Annotated in this window: 12 protein-coding genes and 1 pseudogene; 10 read left to right on the top strand and 3 right to left on the bottom strand. The window is 71.0% G+C overall.

The annotated features are described in order from the left end of the window. Nucleotides 1-437 precede the first annotated feature (437 nt). The 6 genes from ACZ7HQ_RS03385 (at nucleotide 438) to ACZ7HQ_RS03360 (ending at nucleotide 7,523) form a co-directional block, all read left to right on the top strand. On the top strand, nucleotides 438-1,727 hold the full coding sequence (locus tag ACZ7HQ_RS03385) for an extracellular solute-binding protein (RefSeq protein WP_470984017.1): 1,290 nt from the start codon (nucleotides 438-440) through the stop codon (nucleotides 1,725-1,727). 139 nt (nucleotides 1,728-1,866) lie between these two features. After that, nucleotides 1,867-2,871, top strand: a complete 1,005-nt coding sequence (locus ACZ7HQ_RS03380; RefSeq protein ID WP_470984014.1) for a carbohydrate ABC transporter permease — start codon at nucleotides 1,867-1,869, stop codon at nucleotides 2,869-2,871. Between the two features lie 12 nt (nucleotides 2,872-2,883). After that, on the top strand, nucleotides 2,884-3,792 hold the full coding sequence (locus ACZ7HQ_RS03375) for a sugar ABC transporter permease (protein ID WP_470984011.1): 909 nt from the start codon (nucleotides 2,884-2,886) through the stop codon (nucleotides 3,790-3,792). Nucleotides 3,793-3,854: 62 nt separating this feature from the next. Then, the gene (locus ACZ7HQ_RS03370) at nucleotides 3,855-5,519 is read left to right on the top strand and encodes a glycoside hydrolase family 13 protein (protein WP_470984009.1); all 1,665 of its coding nucleotides are present in this window, start codon (nucleotides 3,855-3,857) and stop codon (nucleotides 5,517-5,519) included. Between the two features lie 25 nt (nucleotides 5,520-5,544). Next, on the top strand, nucleotides 5,545-6,579 hold the full coding sequence (locus ACZ7HQ_RS03365) for a LacI family DNA-binding transcriptional regulator (protein WP_470984006.1): 1,035 nt from the start codon (nucleotides 5,545-5,547) through the stop codon (nucleotides 6,577-6,579). 68 nt (nucleotides 6,580-6,647) lie between these two features. Next, complete coding sequence (locus ACZ7HQ_RS03360) at nucleotides 6,648-7,523, top strand: phosphatase PAP2 family protein (RefSeq protein WP_470984003.1); 876 nt, start codon at nucleotides 6,648-6,650, stop codon at nucleotides 7,521-7,523. A 15-nt stretch (nucleotides 7,524-7,538) separates the two neighbouring features. Here ACZ7HQ_RS03360 and ACZ7HQ_RS03355 read toward each other — a convergent pair whose 3' ends face one another. The 3 genes and pseudogenes from ACZ7HQ_RS03355 to ACZ7HQ_RS03345 all read right to left on the bottom strand — a co-directional run bounded on the left by ACZ7HQ_RS03355 (nucleotide 7,539) and on the right by ACZ7HQ_RS03345 (nucleotide 11,645). Beyond that, entirely contained in the window at nucleotides 7,539-10,538 is a 3,000-nt protein-coding gene (locus tag ACZ7HQ_RS03355) for a bifunctional [glutamine synthetase] adenylyltransferase/[glutamine synthetase]-adenylyl-L-tyrosine phosphorylase (protein WP_470984001.1), read from the bottom strand. A gap of 422 nt (nucleotides 10,539-10,960) precedes the next feature. Further along, a pseudogene (locus ACZ7HQ_RS03350) lies at nucleotides 10,961-11,235 on the bottom strand (GNAT family N-acetyltransferase); the annotation flags it as partial. A gap of 29 nt (nucleotides 11,236-11,264) precedes the next feature. After that, nucleotides 11,265-11,645 (bottom strand): VOC family protein, encoded by a 381-nt coding sequence (locus ACZ7HQ_RS03345; protein WP_470983999.1) that lies wholly within the window; start codon nucleotides 11,643-11,645, stop codon nucleotides 11,265-11,267. A gap of 212 nt (nucleotides 11,646-11,857) precedes the next feature. On the opposite strand from ACZ7HQ_RS03345, the gene ACZ7HQ_RS03340 reads away from it, so the two are divergent. From ACZ7HQ_RS03340 to ACZ7HQ_RS03325, 4 genes are all read left to right on the top strand, one after another. Continuing rightward, nucleotides 11,858-12,745: an alkaline phosphatase family protein gene (locus ACZ7HQ_RS03340; protein WP_470983996.1), complete on the top strand. Its 888-nt coding sequence runs from the start codon at nucleotides 11,858-11,860 to the stop codon at nucleotides 12,743-12,745. 1 nt (nucleotide 12,746) lies between these two features. After that, on the top strand, nucleotides 12,747-14,006 hold the full coding sequence (locus ACZ7HQ_RS03335) for an MFS transporter (protein WP_470983993.1): 1,260 nt from the start codon (nucleotides 12,747-12,749) through the stop codon (nucleotides 14,004-14,006). Beyond that, a complete protein-coding gene (locus ACZ7HQ_RS03330; RefSeq protein WP_470983992.1) occupies nucleotides 14,003-15,022 on the top strand; it encodes a TolB family protein in 1,020 nt (339 codons plus the stop codon). The genes ACZ7HQ_RS03335 and ACZ7HQ_RS03330 overlap by 4 nt, the downstream gene beginning before the upstream one ends. Before the next feature lie 138 nt (nucleotides 15,023-15,160). Then, complete coding sequence (locus ACZ7HQ_RS03325; protein WP_470983990.1) at nucleotides 15,161-15,433, top strand: hypothetical protein; 273 nt, start codon at nucleotides 15,161-15,163, stop codon at nucleotides 15,431-15,433. Nucleotides 15,434-15,596 lie beyond the last annotated feature (163 nt).

Raw genomic sequence — 15,596 nt, 5'->3', positions numbered from 1 at the left:
GTGCTCCTGCACTTCGTTGTGCGTGGGGGGAGATTGACTGATCAACGACCCAGGGGTGGCGTGAACCTAACCGTTACGCCAACGTTTCAGCAAGATGCAGAAAGATTCCAACAACGCGTCTTGACAAGGTCAGTTCGGCGCCGGAGGGCAGCCTGCAAGAGCGCGCGGGCTCCCGGGGGACCGGGGAGATCGGTTACTTCCCGGTGGAACGAGTGGCGGGAGTGCCGGGGCACCCGTATCGCCGCAGCCCGGAGGGCATGCCGGGGTAACGGCGACGTCACACTTGAAGGATCTCGCGGAAATTTCCTTGCAACATCTTTCGCAAGGACTTGCAGCCTTGCTACGTTCCTCCCGCGCCCGGCGGCCGTCGATTGGGACAGACGGCACCCGCGGTCTTCCCAAGGGATGATCCGGGCAACCCTCTTCTAGGAGCTCATATGCGACGTGGCATATCGATCGCCGCCGCGGTCACCGTGGTCGCCCTGGCCGCCACCGCCTGCGGCGGCTCGGACGACAAGGCCAACGGCAAGCCGAAGGACCTGAAGGACGTCTCGGGCACGATCACCTACTGGGACACCTCCGACGCGGCGACCGAGGCCCCGACGTACAAGGCCCTGATCAAGCAGTTCGAGGCCAAGTACCCGAAGATCAAGGTGAACTACCAGAGCGTCCCGTTCACCGACGTCGAGCAGAAGTTCAAGTCGGCCGCCAAGAGCGGCAAGGGTGCCCCGGACGTGGTGCGCACCGACGTGGGCCTGATGGCCGAGTACGCCTCGCTCGGCTACATCGCCCCGCTCGACGGCACCCCCGCGCTGCAGAACACCTCGGACTTCAGCACGGGTGCGCTGAACACGGCCAAGATCAACGGCAAGACCTACGGCGTCCCGTCGGTCACCGACACCCTGGGCCTGCTGTACAACAAGGACCTGTTCAAGAAGGCCGGCATCGCCAAGCCGCCGGCCACCTGGGACGAGTTCATCGCCGACGCGAAGACGATCAAGAAGAAGACCGGTGCCTACGGCACCTACGTCAACCCGGACTCGTACTTCCTGCTCCCGCTGCTGTACAGCAACGGCGCGGACATGGCCGACACCTCGGCGAAGAAGATCACCATCAGCGACAGCAGCGCCGTCACCGCGCTGACCACCGCGAAGAAGATCTACGACGAGGCGTCGATGAAGGTCGACTTCGCGAACGCCTACCAGAACATGCAGACCGCCTTCAAGACCGGCAAGGTGGCCATGCTGATCCAGGGCCCGTGGTCCGTCAGCGAGGACCTGACCGGCTCGGCGTTCAAGGGCAAGGAGGCCAACCTCGGCTACGCGCCCGTACCGGCCGGCGCCGGCGGCAAGGCCCAGGCCCCGACCGGCGGCCACGACCTGGCCGTCTACCAGGGCTCGGGCAACCTGGACGCCAGCTACCTGTTCACGCAGTTCATGACGTCCACCGAGAGCCAGATCACCATCGCGGAGAAGACCGGCACCCTGCCGACCCGCACGTCGGCCTACACCGCCGCGGTCACCTCCAACGCCAAGATCGCCGGCTTCAAGCCGATCCTGGAGCAGACCGCCCGTCCGCGTGTCGCGCTCCCCCAGGTCGGCTCGCTCTTCACGCCGCTGCAGCAGAACTACGTGAAGATCCTGCAGGGCGACGCGTCGGTCAAGTCCGGCCTGGACGCCACCGCCAAGCAGTTCCAGACGCTCCTGCCCGGCTACTCCATCGGCTGACCTGAACGGTCGGCAGCCGCACCGTAACCGAAGGACACGCAGCCCCGGGGAACGTTCTTCCCCGCTGCCGCCCCGACCGGGGCTCCCCGGGGCTGCGGAACCACCCCATCTCTGCCGCGAACGAGCCGATAAAGAGTCGATGAGGATGAGCACCGCAGCGAGCACGGCACAGACCGACAAGACAGCGCGGGACGACAGGTCCCCGCGCCCCGCACGCGTTTCACGCCTGAGGCGGTCCTGGGACAAGTACTGGTACGCCTGGGCGATGGTGACCCCGGTCGCCGTCGTGATCGCCGTGCTGGTCCTGTATCCGCTGGGGTACGGCTTCTACCAGTCGCTGACCGACGCCAACGAGTCGAACGTCGCCAGCACCATCGGCGCCTTCCACCGGCCCGCGACCTACGACTTCGTCGGCCTCCACAACTACTGGCACGTCCTGTCGGGCGCGGACGGCGACTTCTACCCGCGCCTGGTGTGGACGGTCGTGTGGACGGTCTCCTGCGTCGCGCTGCAGGTCGGCATCGGCATGGGCCTCGCCGTGCTGCTCAACCGCAAGGTGCGGCTGCGCGGCTTCTACCGGGCGATGCTGATCCTGCCCTGGGCGGTCCCGTCGTTCATCGGCGTCTTCGCCTGGCGGCTGATGCTGAACTCCCAGTTCGGTGTGTTCAACGAGATCATCACCGCGTTCGGCCTGCCCGCGCAGAACTGGCTGGGCACCCCGCTCGCCCAGAAGATCGCCGTGATCATGGTGAACGTCTGGATCGGCATTCCCTTCAACATGGTCGCCGTGCTCGGCGGCCTGCAGTCGATCCCCAAGGAGCTGTACGAGGCCGCCGAGATGGACGGCGCCTCCCCCTGGCAGCGGTTCGTCAACGTCACGCTGCCCGGTCTGCGCCCGGTGTCCAACACCGTGATCCTGCTCGGCTGCATCTGGACGTTCAACATGTTCAACGTCATCTACCTGCTGCTGGGCAACAACACCACCGGCGACACCGACATCCTCGTCACCTACGCCTTCCGCAAGGCCTTCACCGGCATCTCGGACTACTCGGGAGCGGCGACCTACGGGATCATCATCCTCGCCCTCCTGCTGGCCTTCTCGACCTTCTACCGCCGCAGCACCCTGAAGTCCGAGCAGGCGTAAGGAGCAACCGCCATGACCGCAGCGACCCACGAGACCCCCGCGACCGCTCCCGCCGCCGCCCGTACCCCCGCCGCCCCCTCCCGCAGGGTGCGCGGGCGTGAGGAGCGCGGCCCCGCGGCGTCGATCGCCCTGCACGCCACCCTGATCCTGGCCACGGTCATCGCGGCCTTCCCGGTGGTGTGGATCCTGTTCATCTCGCTCGGCCCGAAGAACGCCTGGCAGCAGCCCGGCGAGGTGCTCAAGGACCTCAGCTTCCACAACTACACCGACGTGCTGGCCCATTCGGACCTGCCGAAGTGGTTCCTGAACACCGTCGTCGTGGCCGGCGGCACCACCGTCCTCGGTGTCTTCCTCGCGGCGACCGCCGGGTACGCGGTGTCCCGGATGAAGTTCCCGGGCAGCCGGCAGCTGATGTGGACGTTCCTGGTCACCCAGATGTTCCCCAGTATCGTGCTGATCGTGCCGCTGTATCTGCTTCTGTCCGAGTTGGACCTGCTCGACAACTACCTCGGTCTGATCCTGGCGTACGCGACCACGGCGGTGCCCTTCTGCGCCTGGATGATGAAGGGCTACTTCGACACGATCCCCAAGGAGATCGACGAGGCGGGCCGGGTGGACGGCCTCACCCCGTTCGGCACCTTCTGGCGCCTGATCGTGCCGCTGGCCAAGCCGGGCCTCGCGGTGACCGCGTTCTACAGCTTCCTCACCGCCTGGGGCGAGGTCGCGTACGCCACGCAGTTCATGCAGTCCGACCACTACACGCTCGCCGTCGGCATCCGCACCTTCGCACAGGACCAGCGGCCCGACTGGGCGTGGACCTCGGCCACCGCGATCATCATCACCATTCCGGCGGCCCTCGTGTTCATGCTCGTGCAGCGCAGCCTGGTCTCCGGGCTGACCGCCGGCGGCACCAAGTCCTGACCGTCCGGCCCAGCACCCCGCAAGCTTCTCTGTCGTTCCCCCCGCATCCTGTAAGGGAATCCATGACCCAGCACGTCACCGACGCAGTCCCCACCGACGCCTCCTCCGCCGCCTCCGGGCGGCGGGAGTGGTGGCGCGACGCGGTCATCTACCAGGTCTACCCGCGCAGCTTCGCCGACGGCAACGGCGACGGCATGGGCGACCTGCCCGGTATCCGCTCCCGGCTGCCGTACCTGAAGCGGCTGGGCGTGGACGCCGTGTGGCTGTCGCCCTTCTACGCCTCCCCGCAGGCCGACGCGGGCTACGACGTCGCCGACTACCGGGCCGTCGACCCGATGTTCGGCACCCTGACCGACGCCGACGACCTGGTGCGCGACGCCCATGGCCTGGGTCTGAAGGTGATCGTCGATGTGGTGCCCAACCACTGCTCCGACCAGCACGAGTGGTTCAAGCAGGCGCTGCGCGAGGGCCCCGGTTCGCCCTTGAGGGAGCGGTTCCACTTCCGGCCGGGCAACGGCGCGAACGGCGAACTGCCGCCGAACGACTGGGAGTCGATCTTCGGCGGTCCGGCCTGGACCCGGGTCACCGAACCGGACGGCACCCCCGGCGAGTGGTACCTCCACCTGTTCGCCCCTCAGCAGCCCGACTTCAACTGGGACCACCCGGCCGTGCACGACGAGTTCCGCTCCATCCTGCGGTTCTGGCTGGACCTCGGCATCGACGGCTTCCGCATCGACGTGGCGCACGGCCTGGTCAAGGCGGCCGGGCTGCCGGACATCGGCCACGACGAGCAGGTCAAGCTGCTCGGCACCGAGGCCGTGCCGTACTTCGACCAGGACGGCGTGCACGAGATCTACCGCGGCTGGCGGCGCATCCTCGACGAGTACGACGACGAGCGGATCGCGGTGGCCGAGGCGTGGACGCCGACCGTGGAGCGCAGCGCCCTGTACATCCGGCCCGACGAGCTGCACCAGGCCTTCAACTTCTCCTACCTGACCACCGGCTGGAACGCGGCGGACCTGCGCGAGGTCGTCGACCGCTCGCTCAGCGCCATGAACGCGGTGCACGCGCCCGCGACCTGGGTGCTGTCCAACCACGACGTGGTACGGCACTCCACGCGCCTCGCGGAAGGGGACGAGGCGCGTGGCCTGCGCCGGGCCCGGGCAGCGACCCTGCTGATGCTGGCGCTGCCTGGCTCGGCGTACCTCTACCAGGGCGAGGAGCTGGGCCTGCCCGAGGTCGTCGACCTGCCCGACGAGGTGCGCCAGGACCCGGCGTTCTTCCGCAGCTCGGGCCAGGACGGCACGCGCGACGGCTGCCGGGTGCCGCTGCCGTGGTCCGGTGAGGCGCCGCCGTTCGGTTTCGGTCCCGTCGAGGGCGGCCCGAGCTGGCTGCCGCAGCCCGCCGACTGGAAGGACCTGACCGTCGCGGCCCAGGAGGGCGACCCCACCTCGACCCTGGAGTTCTACCGCAGCGCGCTGGCCGTGCGCCGCGAGCACCCGGCGCTCGGGGCCGGCCGCCAGGTGACCTGGCTGGACACCCCCGAGGGCGTGCTGGCCTTCCGCCGCGACACCGCCGACGGCTCGTTCGTCTGCATGGTCAACCTCACCGCCACCCGGGTCTCCGTGGCCACTCCCGGCACGCTGCTGCTCGCCAGCGCCGATGTCGAGCCCGGCCCCGTACGCACCGAGATGCCCGCGGATTGCGCCACCTGGTGGGCAGTCTGAGATGCGACCGGTACAGTCCAATCCTGTGACCACACGGCTTTCCGACATCGCTGCGCAGGCGGGGGTGAGCGAGGCGACCGTCAGCCGGGTCCTCAACGGGAAGCCGGGCGTCGCCGCCACCACCCGTCAGTCCGTGCTGGCCGCGCTGGACGTGCTGGGCTACGAGCGCCCGGTGCGGCTGCGGCAGCGCAGCGAGGGGCTGGTCGGGCTGATCACTCCGGAGCTGGAGAACCCGATATTCCCGGCCCTGGCCCAGGTCATCGGCCAGGCGCTGACCCGCCAGGGCTACACCCCGGTGCTCGCGACCCAGACCCCGGGCGGGTCGACCGAGGACGAGCTGACCGAGATGCTCGTGGACCGCGGGGTCGCCGGGATCATCTACGTCTCCGGGCTGCACGCGGACACCACCGCCGACATGCAGCGCTATGAGCGGCTGCGAGCGCAGGGCGTGCCGTTCGTGCTGGTGGACGGCTTCTCGCCGAAGGTGCAGGCCCCGTTCATCTCCCCCGACGACCGGGCCGCGACGACGCTCGCGGTGACGCATCTGGTGTCGCTCGGGCACACCCGGATCGGGCTGGCCCTCGGGCCGAAGCGGTTCGTGCCGGTGCAGCGCAAGATCGAGGGCTTCGTGCGGGCCATGCAGGACCAGTTGGGGCTCGCCGCCGAGGTGATCGAGACGGAGCTGGTCCAGCACTCGTTGTACACCCTGGAGGGCGGTCAGGCGGCGGCCACGGCGCTGATCGAGCGGGACTGCACGGCCGTGGTGTGCGCGAGCGACATGATGGCGCTCGGTGCGATACGGGCGGCCCGGCAGCGCGGCCTGGAGGTGCCCCGGGACGTGTCGGTGGTGGGCTTCGACGACTCCCCGCTGATCGCCTTTACCGATCCGCCGCTGACCACGGTCCGCAAGCCGGTTCCGGCGATGGGGCAGGCCGCGGTGCGCGCGCTGCTGGAGGAGATCGGCGGGACGCCCGCGCCGCACAGCGAGTTCGTGTTCATGCCGGAGCTGGTGGTGCGCGGTTCAACCGCCTCGGCGCCGCATGTCGTCCGTTCGCCGTAGAAGGTGCGTCGCGGACCCGACCTTGGGATGATCTGTCGAGGAAGCCTTTTCTGGCAGACTTGATGGCTATGAGTGACTCGACCGTGACGCAGCCGGAAGGTCGCGAGGAGGTGGCCGTTCCGCAGGCCGTCACGGGCGAGGACAGACGGGGAGCACGGGGTGTCGTGGGCCGGCTGCGGCGGCCGCGGCGGCCCCGGCTGTGGTTCGAGATCCTTCTGATCGCGGTGAGTTACTGGACGTACTCACTGATCCGCAACGCCGTCCCGGAGCAGAAGGGCAAGGCGCTGCGGAACGCCGACTGGATCTGGGGTGTCGAGCACGATCTGGGCATCGCCGTCGAGCGATCCGTCAACCACGCCGTGAACTCGGCGTCTTGGCTGATCATCGGCATGAACTACTACTACGCCACACTGCACTTCATCATCACGATCGGCGTGCTGGTGTGGCTGTACCGGTGGCATCCGGGCCGGTACGCGGCGACCCGGATGGTGCTGTTCGCGACCACGGGTGTGGCCCTGGTCGGTTACTACCTGTTTCCGCTCGCCCCGCCCCGGCTGATGCGCGGCGGGCAGTTCGTGGACACCGTGATGGTGCACCACACCTGGGGCTCGATGGCCTCCGGCGATCTGAAACACATGTCGAACCAGTACGCGGCGATGCCGTCGATGCACATCGGCTGGTCGCTGTGGTGCGGGCTGACGATCTTCGCGCTGGCGTCGGTGCCGTGGGTGCGGGTGCTCGGCCTGCTCTACCCGACGACCACCCTGCTGGTGATCGTTGCCACCGCCAACCATTTCTGGCTGGACGCGGTGGGCGGTGTGCTGTGCCTGAGCTTCGGCTTCACGGTGGCCAGGGCGTGGTTCGGCGCACTGCCGTACCGGCTGCCCAGGGTGGTGCCGGTACGGGCGCCGCGGCCCGAGCCGGCCGGTGCCACGGCGTCGTAGCACCGGCCGGGGGCGTCACGCTCCGCCGCCGTAGAACAGCTCCTCCACCACCGTGCGCGCCCTGCGGGTGGTACGGCGGTAGGCGTCCAGCATGTCCCCGGCGTGCCCGGCGCCGTAGCCCAGGTAGCGGCCCACGGCGGCCAGCTCGCGGGGGTCGGTCGGGAAGGTGTCCCCGGCCCGGCCGCGCACCAGCATCACCGCGTTGCGCACCCTCGTCGCCAGCACCCAGGCCTCGTCCAGGATCTCCGCCTCCTCGGCGGACAGCAGGCCGGCTTCGCGGGCGGCGGCCAGCGCCTCGCGGGTGCGGGTGGTGCGCAGGCCGGGCCGGTCCCAGCCGTGCCGGAGCTGGAACAGCTGGACGGTCCACTCCACGTCGGACAGGCCGCCCGGGCCGAGCTTGGTGTGCAGCCTGGGGTCGGCGCCGCGCGGGAGGCGCTCGGACTCCATGCGGGCCTTCAGGCGGCGGATCTCGCGCACGGCGTCCTCGCCGAGGCCGTGGACCGGGTAGCGCAGGGGGTCGATCAGCTCGGTGAAGCGCCGGCCCAGGTCCTCGTCCCCGGCGACCGGCTCGGCCCGCAGCAGCGCCTGGGACTCCCAGACCAGGGACCAGCGGCGGTAGTACGCCTCGTACGACTTCAGGGTGCGCACCAGCGGGCCCGACTTGCCCTCCGGGCGCAGGTCCGCGTCGATGAGCAGCGGCGGGTCGGCGCTGGGCAGCTGGAGCAGCCGGCGCATCTCGGCGACGACCTTGTTGGCCGCCGCGGCCGCCTCGTGCTCGTCGACGCCGTCCTGCGGTTCGTGCACGAACAGGACGTCCGCGTCGGAGCCGTAGCCCAGCTCATGGCCGCCGAAGCGGCCCATCCCTATGATCGCGAAGCGGGTGGGGAGCGTGTCGCCCCAGCCGTCCCGGACCACCGCGCGCAGGGTGCCGGCGAGCGTGGCGGCGGTGAGATCGGAGACCGCCGCGCCGACCCGGTCCACCAGGGCGCCCTGGTCGGCCTCGGCCGCGCCGGCCTCGGTGCCGTAGGAGCCGACGATGTCGGCGGCGGCGGTGCGGAACAGCTCGCGGCGGCGTACGCCGCGGGCCGCCGTGACGCCCTGCTCGGCGTTCTCGGCGCGGCCCACGGCGGCCAGGATCTCCGGCTCCAGGTGGGCGCGCCCGCGCGGTTCGAGGCCGCCGCCGTCGCCGTCACCCAGCAGGGCCACCGCCTCGGGTGCGCGCATGAGCAGGTCGGGGGCGAGGCGGCCCGCCGACAGGACGCGCGCGAGGTTCTCGGCCGCCGCGCCCTCGTCGCGCAGCAGGCGCAGGTACCAGGGGGTCTTGCCGAGCGCGTCGGAGACCTTGCGGAAGTTGAGCAGCCCCGCGTCCGGATCGGCGGAGTCGGCGAACCAGCCGAGGAGGACGGGGAGCAGGGTGCGCTGGATGGCCGCCTTGCGGGTCACGCCGGAGGCGAGGGCCTCCAGGTGGCGCAGGGCGGCGGCGGGGTCGGCGTAGCCGAGGGCGACGAGGCGCTCACGGGCGGCCTCGGGGCTCAGCCGGGCCTCTCCCGGGGCGAGTTGGGCCACGGCGTCGAGCAGCGGGCGGTAGAAGAGCTTCTCGTGGAGTCTGCGTACGACGCCGGTGTGCCGTTTCCACTCGCGGATCAGCTCGGCCGCCGGGTCGGTGCGCAGGCCGAGGGAGCGGCCCAGGCGCCGCTGGTCCTCCTCGGCCACCGGGACGAGGTGGGTGCGGCGCAGGCGGTACAGCTGGATCCGGTGCTCCATCGAGCGCAGGAAGCGGTACGCCTCGTCCAGGCGGGCGGCGTCCTCGCGGCCCACGTAGCCCCCGGCGGCCAGCGCCTGGAGGGCGTCCAGGGTGGTGCCGCTGCGCAGGCTCTGGTCGGTGCGGCCGTGCACCAACTGGAGGAGCTGGACGGCGAATTCGACGTCACGCAGGCCGCCGGGGCCGAGTTTGAGCTCGCGCTCGATCTCGGACGCGGGGATGTTCTCGACCACGCGGCGGCGCATCTTCTGGACGTCGGTCACGAAGTTCTCGCGTTCCGCCGCCTTCCAGACCATGGGTTCGAGCGCGTCGACGTACGCCTGGCCGAGGGCCGCGTCGCCCGCGACCGGGCGGGCCTTGAGCAGGGCCTGGAACTCCCAGGTCTTCGCCCAGCGTTGGTAGTAGGCGAGGTGGGAGGAGAGGGTGCGGACGAGGGGGCCGTTGCGGCCCTCGGGGCGGAGGTTGGCGTCCACCGGCCAGATGGAGCCCTCCACGGTGGTCTCCGAGCAGATCCGCATGAGATGGCCGGCGAGGCGGGTGGCCGCGGGGAGCGCCTTGGCCTCGGTGGTGCCCTCGGCCGCTTCGGCCACGAAGATCACGTCCACGTCCGAGACGTAGTTCAGTTCGTGGCCGCCGCACTTGCCCATCGCGATCACCGCGAGGCGGCAGGCCGCGGCGTCCTCGGGAGCGTTCGCCCGCGCCAGGGCGAGGGCCGCGCGGAGGGTGGCGGTGGCGAGGTCGGCGAGCTCCGCGGCCGTCTCGGCGACGCCGGTGGTGCCGCAGACGTCACGGGCGGCGATGGACAGCAGGCAGCGGCGGTAGGCCACGCGGAGGGAGACGGGGTCGGTGGCCCCGGCCAGACCGCGCTCGAACTCCTCGACGCCGGGGTGCAGGTCCCGGGGCTCGTAGGTGACCAGGGCGTGCCAGTCGCCGGGGTGGCGGGCCAGGTGGTCGGCGAGGGCGGCGGAGGCGCCGAGGACACCCAGGAGGCGGTCGCGCAGCGGCTTGGCCGCGATGAGGGTGTCCAGTAGTTCGCGGGGGGCTGTGGGGCCGTCCTGGGCCTCCAGGAGGCGGACCAGGCCGTGCAGGGCGAGGTCGGGGTCGGCGGTGGCGCCGAGGGCTTCCAGGAGGACGGGGTCGTCGCGGACGGGGGCGAGCTCGGGACCGTCGAGGAGTCGCTCTGCGGCGGAGGGGTCGGTGAAGCCGTGCCGGAGCAGTCGGGTGAAGGTGCTGCTTCTGCGCCCCGGCGTCATCTCCGTGGCCTCCCCTGCGTACGTCGCGGATCGAAACCGTCCTGGCCAGAGCCTAACCGGCGGGGGCCGGGGGTGGGTGGGGTGACTTGGGGGCGGGGGTGGGGTGGCTTCGGGTGTGAGGGTGCGGGTGAGGCGGCGGGGGTGGTGTCCCGTGGGGGTGAGGGGCCGAGGGCGGGTGGGGTGCCGTGTCGGATGGGCGCGCGGCGCCGGGGCCGACGGGGAGCGGTGTCGGGTTCGCGGCGCCAGGGGCGGGTGCGGGGGCTTGTGGCTCGTCCGTTGTCGAGGCCGCGCCGGGGGCGGGGGGGCGTGTGCCTGCGGCGGCCTGTGGCTCCTCCGTTGTGGCTCGGGTCGCGCCTGTGGTCGTCGCGGGTCGGGGCCGCGCCCCCTTCCCGCCGTACGCGGCAGCTCCGCGGCGGCCTGGGTCAGCCCCTCCAGTCCTGCGCGAGGAGCCCGAACAGCACCTCGTCCAGGAACTCGCCCATCACCCAGGCCGAGGAGCGCAGCACACCCTCGCGGACGAAGCCGTTGCGCTCGGCGGAGCGCAGCATCGCGGTGTTGTCCGACAGCGTCTCGATCCGCAGCCGCTGCAGGCCGCGCACAACGACTCCTTGTCGTCCATCACGAGCCGCGGGTCCTTCGGGCCGGGCGTGATCGGACGCCACGGCCGGCTTTCGGCCCGCGAGGAGTTGACCGGGTCGAGGGGCGGCAAGCCGATAAAGGATCGCCTCAGTCGGTGTGGAGGCAGAGGCAGAAGGGATGGCCGGCCGGGTCCGCGTAGACCCGCCAGTTGGCCCCCGGGCGGAGCTCGTCCGTCCGCTCCAGCACGGTCGCGCCGAGGGTGAGCGCCCGTTTCTCCTCGCCGTCGAGGTCGTCCACGTCGAAGTCCAGGTGGAGCTGCTGCGGGCGCTGCTGGCCGGGCCATTCGGGCGCCCGGTAGCCGTCCACCCGCTGGCAGGCCAGCGGCGTCCCCTCGAACCCGTGCACCTCGACCCAGTCGGCGTCCTCCGGGTCCGCGACCACCCGCCCGCCGAGCAGGGCCGCGTAGAACTCCGCGAGCCGGACCGGATCGGCGCAGTCCAGCGCGACCGCCTGCAGCTTTCGAATCACTTCCGACACCTCTCGTTCCTCAGCCGCTTCAGCGGCGCCCCCGTACGGCAAGGGTCGTACCCGTCGCGGCGGCGGGCATGCGCGGCGGTCCCACGTACCCGTCGTTCACCCGGTCTTCACCCGTGAGGTTGGCTCACTTGGGGCGCGGGAATGTTGGCGTGTGCATGCTCTGTCCGCACCGCCAGCCCCGTCCCCCACCCCCGGAGGTTGATGTGTCCGGCAGTTCCGTGTACCGCCGTGCCCGTACCGTCGTGGCGTCCGCGGCGGCGTTCGCCGCGGCCGCGGTCGGGCTCTGGACCGGGCTCGGCGAAGAGTCCGCGCACGCCGCGGGCGCCGTGCCGAGTCCGGACCACGTGGTCGTCGTGGTCTTCGAGAACCACGCGTACAGCCAGGTCATCGGCTCGTCGAGCGCTCCGTACATCAACTCGCTGAAGGCACAGGGCGCCAACCTGACGCAGTCGTACGCCGAAACCCACCCGAGCCAGCCCAACTACTTCGCCCTGTTCTCCGGTTCGACGCAGGGCATCACGGACGACAGCTGCTACACGCCCGGGTTCTCGTCCGCCCCGAACCTCGCCTCCGAGCTGATCGCCGCCGGGCGCAGCTGGGCCAGCTACAACGAGACCCTGCCCAGCCAGGGCTCGACCACGTGCAGCAGCGGGAACTACGCGCGCAAGCACAACCCGTGGTTCGGGTTCAGCAACGTGCCGACGTCGAGCGCCAAGACGTTCGTCCAGTTCCCGACGGACTACTCGACGCTGCCCCAGCTGTCGTTCGTGACCCCGAACCTGTGCAGCGACATGCACGACTGCTCGGTGTCCACCGGTGACACCTGGCTGAAGAACAACCTGAGTGCCTACGCGAGTTGGGCCAAGACCCACAACAGCCTGCTCGTCGTCACGTTCGACGAGGACAACCGGCTGAGCGGGAACCGGATTCCCACGGTGCTCTACGGGCAGCCGGTGACCGCCGGGTCGTCCAGCTCCACGACGTACAACCACTACGACCTGCTGCGCACGCTCGAGGACAGCCAGGGTCTGACCTCGCACGCGGGCAACGCGGCCTCCGCCACGGACATCACCGGCATCTGGGCGTCCTGAGGTGTACGTAGCGGACAGCCGCGCGAGTACGCCGGCGTCCGCGGGCGGTGCCGTCCGGCCACTGGCCGGGCGGCGCCGTGCCGCGATCGCCCCGACCGTGCTCGCGCTCGGAACCGTCAGCCTGGTGACGGACGTGTCGTCCGAGATGGTCACGGCCGTGCTGCCCTTGTACCTGGTCACCGGGCTCGGTCTGTCCCCGCTGGGCTTCGGGCTGCTCGACGGCGTCTACAACGGGTTCTCGGCGGTCGTACGGCTGGTGGGCGGGCATCTCGCGGATCGGGGCGGTGGGCGGCACAAGTGGGTCGCCGGGTTCGGGTACGGCCTCTCCGCGGTGTGCAAGCCGTTGCTGCTGGTCGCGCACTCGCTCACGCCGATCGGGCTGGTGCTGGCCGCGGACCGCACCGGGAAGGGGCTGCGGACCGCCCCTCGGGACGCCCTGATCTCGCTGTCCGGTACGCCCGAGTCACGGGGGCGGGCCTTCGGGGTGCACCGGGCCATGGACACGGCCGGGGCGCTGCTCGGGCCGCTGGTGGCGTTCCTGATCCTGCGGGCCACGGTCGACGGGTACGACGCGGTGTTCACCGTCAGCTTCTGTGTGGCGGTGGCCGGGCTCCTGGTGCTGGTGCTCTTCGTGCCGGGCGGGCGCGCCGGTGTGGTCGCGGACGAGCGGCCCACCCTTCGGGGTGCGGTGGGGCTGTTGCGGCGGCGCGGGCTGCGCCGGGTCGCGCTGTGCGCGCTGCTGCTGGGTCTCGCCACGGTGAGTGACTCGTTCGTGTATCTGCTGCTGCAGCGGCGACTCGGGGTGCCGGACCGGTGGTTCGCACTGCTCCCGCTCGGTACGGCCGCCGCGTTCCTGCTGCTGGCGGTGCCGCTCGGGCTGCTCGCGGACCGGGTGGGCAGGTGGGCGGTCTTCGTGGGCGGCCACGGTGCCCTGCTGCTCGCGTACGCGTTGCTGCTCACGGCGTGGCACGGCTCGGCGCTGCCGTACGTCGTCCTCGCCCTGCACGGCGCCTTCTACGCGGCCACCGACGGGGTGCTGATGGCGGCGGCCTCGGACGGGATGCCGGAGGCGCTGCGCTCGTCGGGGCTGGCTCTCGTACAGACCGGGCAGGCGCTGGCCCGGTTCGCCTGCTCGCTGCTGTTCGGCGCCGCCTGGACGGTGTGGGGCGACCGGGCCGCGCTCGCGGGGGCGGCGGTGGCGCTGGCCGCGTGTGCCGCCTTCTCCCTCACCCTGCGCCCGAAGGGGACGGTGACCGCATGACCGTACGCAGCCGCGTCCTGATCCTGGTGGCGGCCGTCGCCGTGCTCGCGGCGGTCGGACTGGCGTCCGTGCTGCACGCCTCGGCCCGCGCCGACCGCCGCGACCACACCCGGGCGGGCGGCCCGCCGGTCGCGCCGGGGACGGTGACGCTGACCGGGCACGGCCGGATGGTGTTCCGGAACATGGCGTGGGGCCCGCACCGGGACGAGATCGTCAGCGTCGCGGCCGGCGATCCGTCCGGACCGCGTACCGCCTCCGGGGTCAAGTGCCTGCGTTTCCACGCCGCTTCGGGTACGGGGGTGTGCCTGCAGGCGGTGCACGGCCCGGTCTCGGACACCTACCGGGCGCTGGTCCTGGACGCCCGGCTGCGGATCGGGCACCGGTACGACGTCCCGGGCATTCCGTCGCGGGCCCGGGTCTCGCCGACCGGGCACTTCGCCGCCTGGACGGCGTTCGTGGGCGGTGACAGTTACGCCGGGACGGACTTCTCCACGCGCACGGCGATCGTGGACACCAGGAGCGGCGAGCTGATCCCGACGCTGGAGGACTTCCGGATCGTCAAGGACGGGCATCCGTACCGGGCGACGGACGTCAACTTCTGGGGCGTGACGTTCGCGCGTGACGACCGCACCTTCTACGCGACCCTGGCGACGAAGGGGCACACGTACCTGGTCCGTGGTGATCTGCGGGCCCGTACGGTCACGACGCTGCACACCGGCGTCGAGTGTCCGTCCCTGTCGCCCGACGGCACGCGGATCGCCTACAAGAAGCGGGTCGACGGCCTGCCCAAGGACGCCCCTTGGCGGCTGTACGTGCTCGATCTGCGCACCATGCACGAGACTTCGCTGGCCGAGCGGAGGAGCGTGGACGACCAGGCGCTGTGGCGGGACGCCCGTACGGTCGTGTACGCGCTGCCCGGTGACTACGGCGCCGACCTGTACCGGATTCCGGCCGACGGGTCGGGGCGGCCACGGCGGATCAGTACGGCTGCGGTGTCGCCGGCGTACGTGCCGTAGCGGCCCGGCGCGCAGTCTGATAGATCATGAAATCGGCGTGTCGATGTCCATTTTGGCGGATATTACCCCTAATCTCCGTTGCTGTAAGTGGAAGATCCGTGACAGATCGCATCCACACACTCACTCTATGGAGATGACATGCACAAGCTTCACAAGGCTGCCGTCATGGTCGCGGCCATCGGCAGCGTCGGGCTCCTGACCGCCGGTACCGCTCACGCCGGCGGCGAAGGGGGCAGCAACAGCGTCCTGCAGAGCTCGAACTGCCGGTCGCACGACCTGAACGTCGACGTCCTCGGCGAGGTCGGGATCCTCAACGGCGTACTCGGCAACGCGCTCAACGGCGAAGGCGACCCGGGTGCGCAGGCGACGCACATCGGCTCGACGATGGGCTGCGACAACAAGGCCTGGTAAGAGGCCGGTTCAGCACCCATAGACGGTGGGAAGTGGCTGGGCGGTGGCACCAGGGGCGCGCGATGCGCCCCGGTCCCCCCCCCCCCCCCCCCTTCGGGGGCGGCCCCCCCCCCTCCCCCCCCACACCCGCCGGGTTTTTCCCCGCTTCGAAGGCGTGGCCTCT

The organism is Streptomyces sp. NPDC037290, assembly GCF_055603245.1.
Note: the sequence above shows the minus strand (reverse complement) of the source record. Positions and strands in the feature narration are given on the sequence as shown.

Coding starts and splice junctions, on each gene's coding strand:
- ACZ7HQ_RS03380 (WP_470984014.1), top strand. CDS start 1,867: ATGAGGATGAGCACCGCAGCGAGCACGGCACAGACCGACAAGACAGCG.
- ACZ7HQ_RS03360 (WP_470984003.1), top strand. CDS start 6,648: ATGAGTGACTCGACCGTGACGCAGCCGGAAGGTCGCGAGGAGGTGGCC.
- ACZ7HQ_RS03325 (WP_470983990.1), top strand. CDS start 15,161: ATGCACAAGCTTCACAAGGCTGCCGTCATGGTCGCGGCCATCGGCAGC.
- ACZ7HQ_RS03375 (WP_470984011.1), top strand. CDS start 2,884: ATGACCGCAGCGACCCACGAGACCCCCGCGACCGCTCCCGCCGCCGCC.
- ACZ7HQ_RS03355 (WP_470984001.1), bottom strand. CDS start 10,538: ATGACGCCGGGGCGCAGAAGCAGCACCTTCACCCGACTGCTCCGGCAC.
- ACZ7HQ_RS03330 (WP_470983992.1), top strand. CDS start 14,003: ATGACCGTACGCAGCCGCGTCCTGATCCTGGTGGCGGCCGTCGCCGTG.
- ACZ7HQ_RS03385 (WP_470984017.1), top strand. CDS start 438: ATGCGACGTGGCATATCGATCGCCGCCGCGGTCACCGTGGTCGCCCTG.
- ACZ7HQ_RS03370 (WP_470984009.1), top strand. CDS start 3,855: ATGACCCAGCACGTCACCGACGCAGTCCCCACCGACGCCTCCTCCGCC.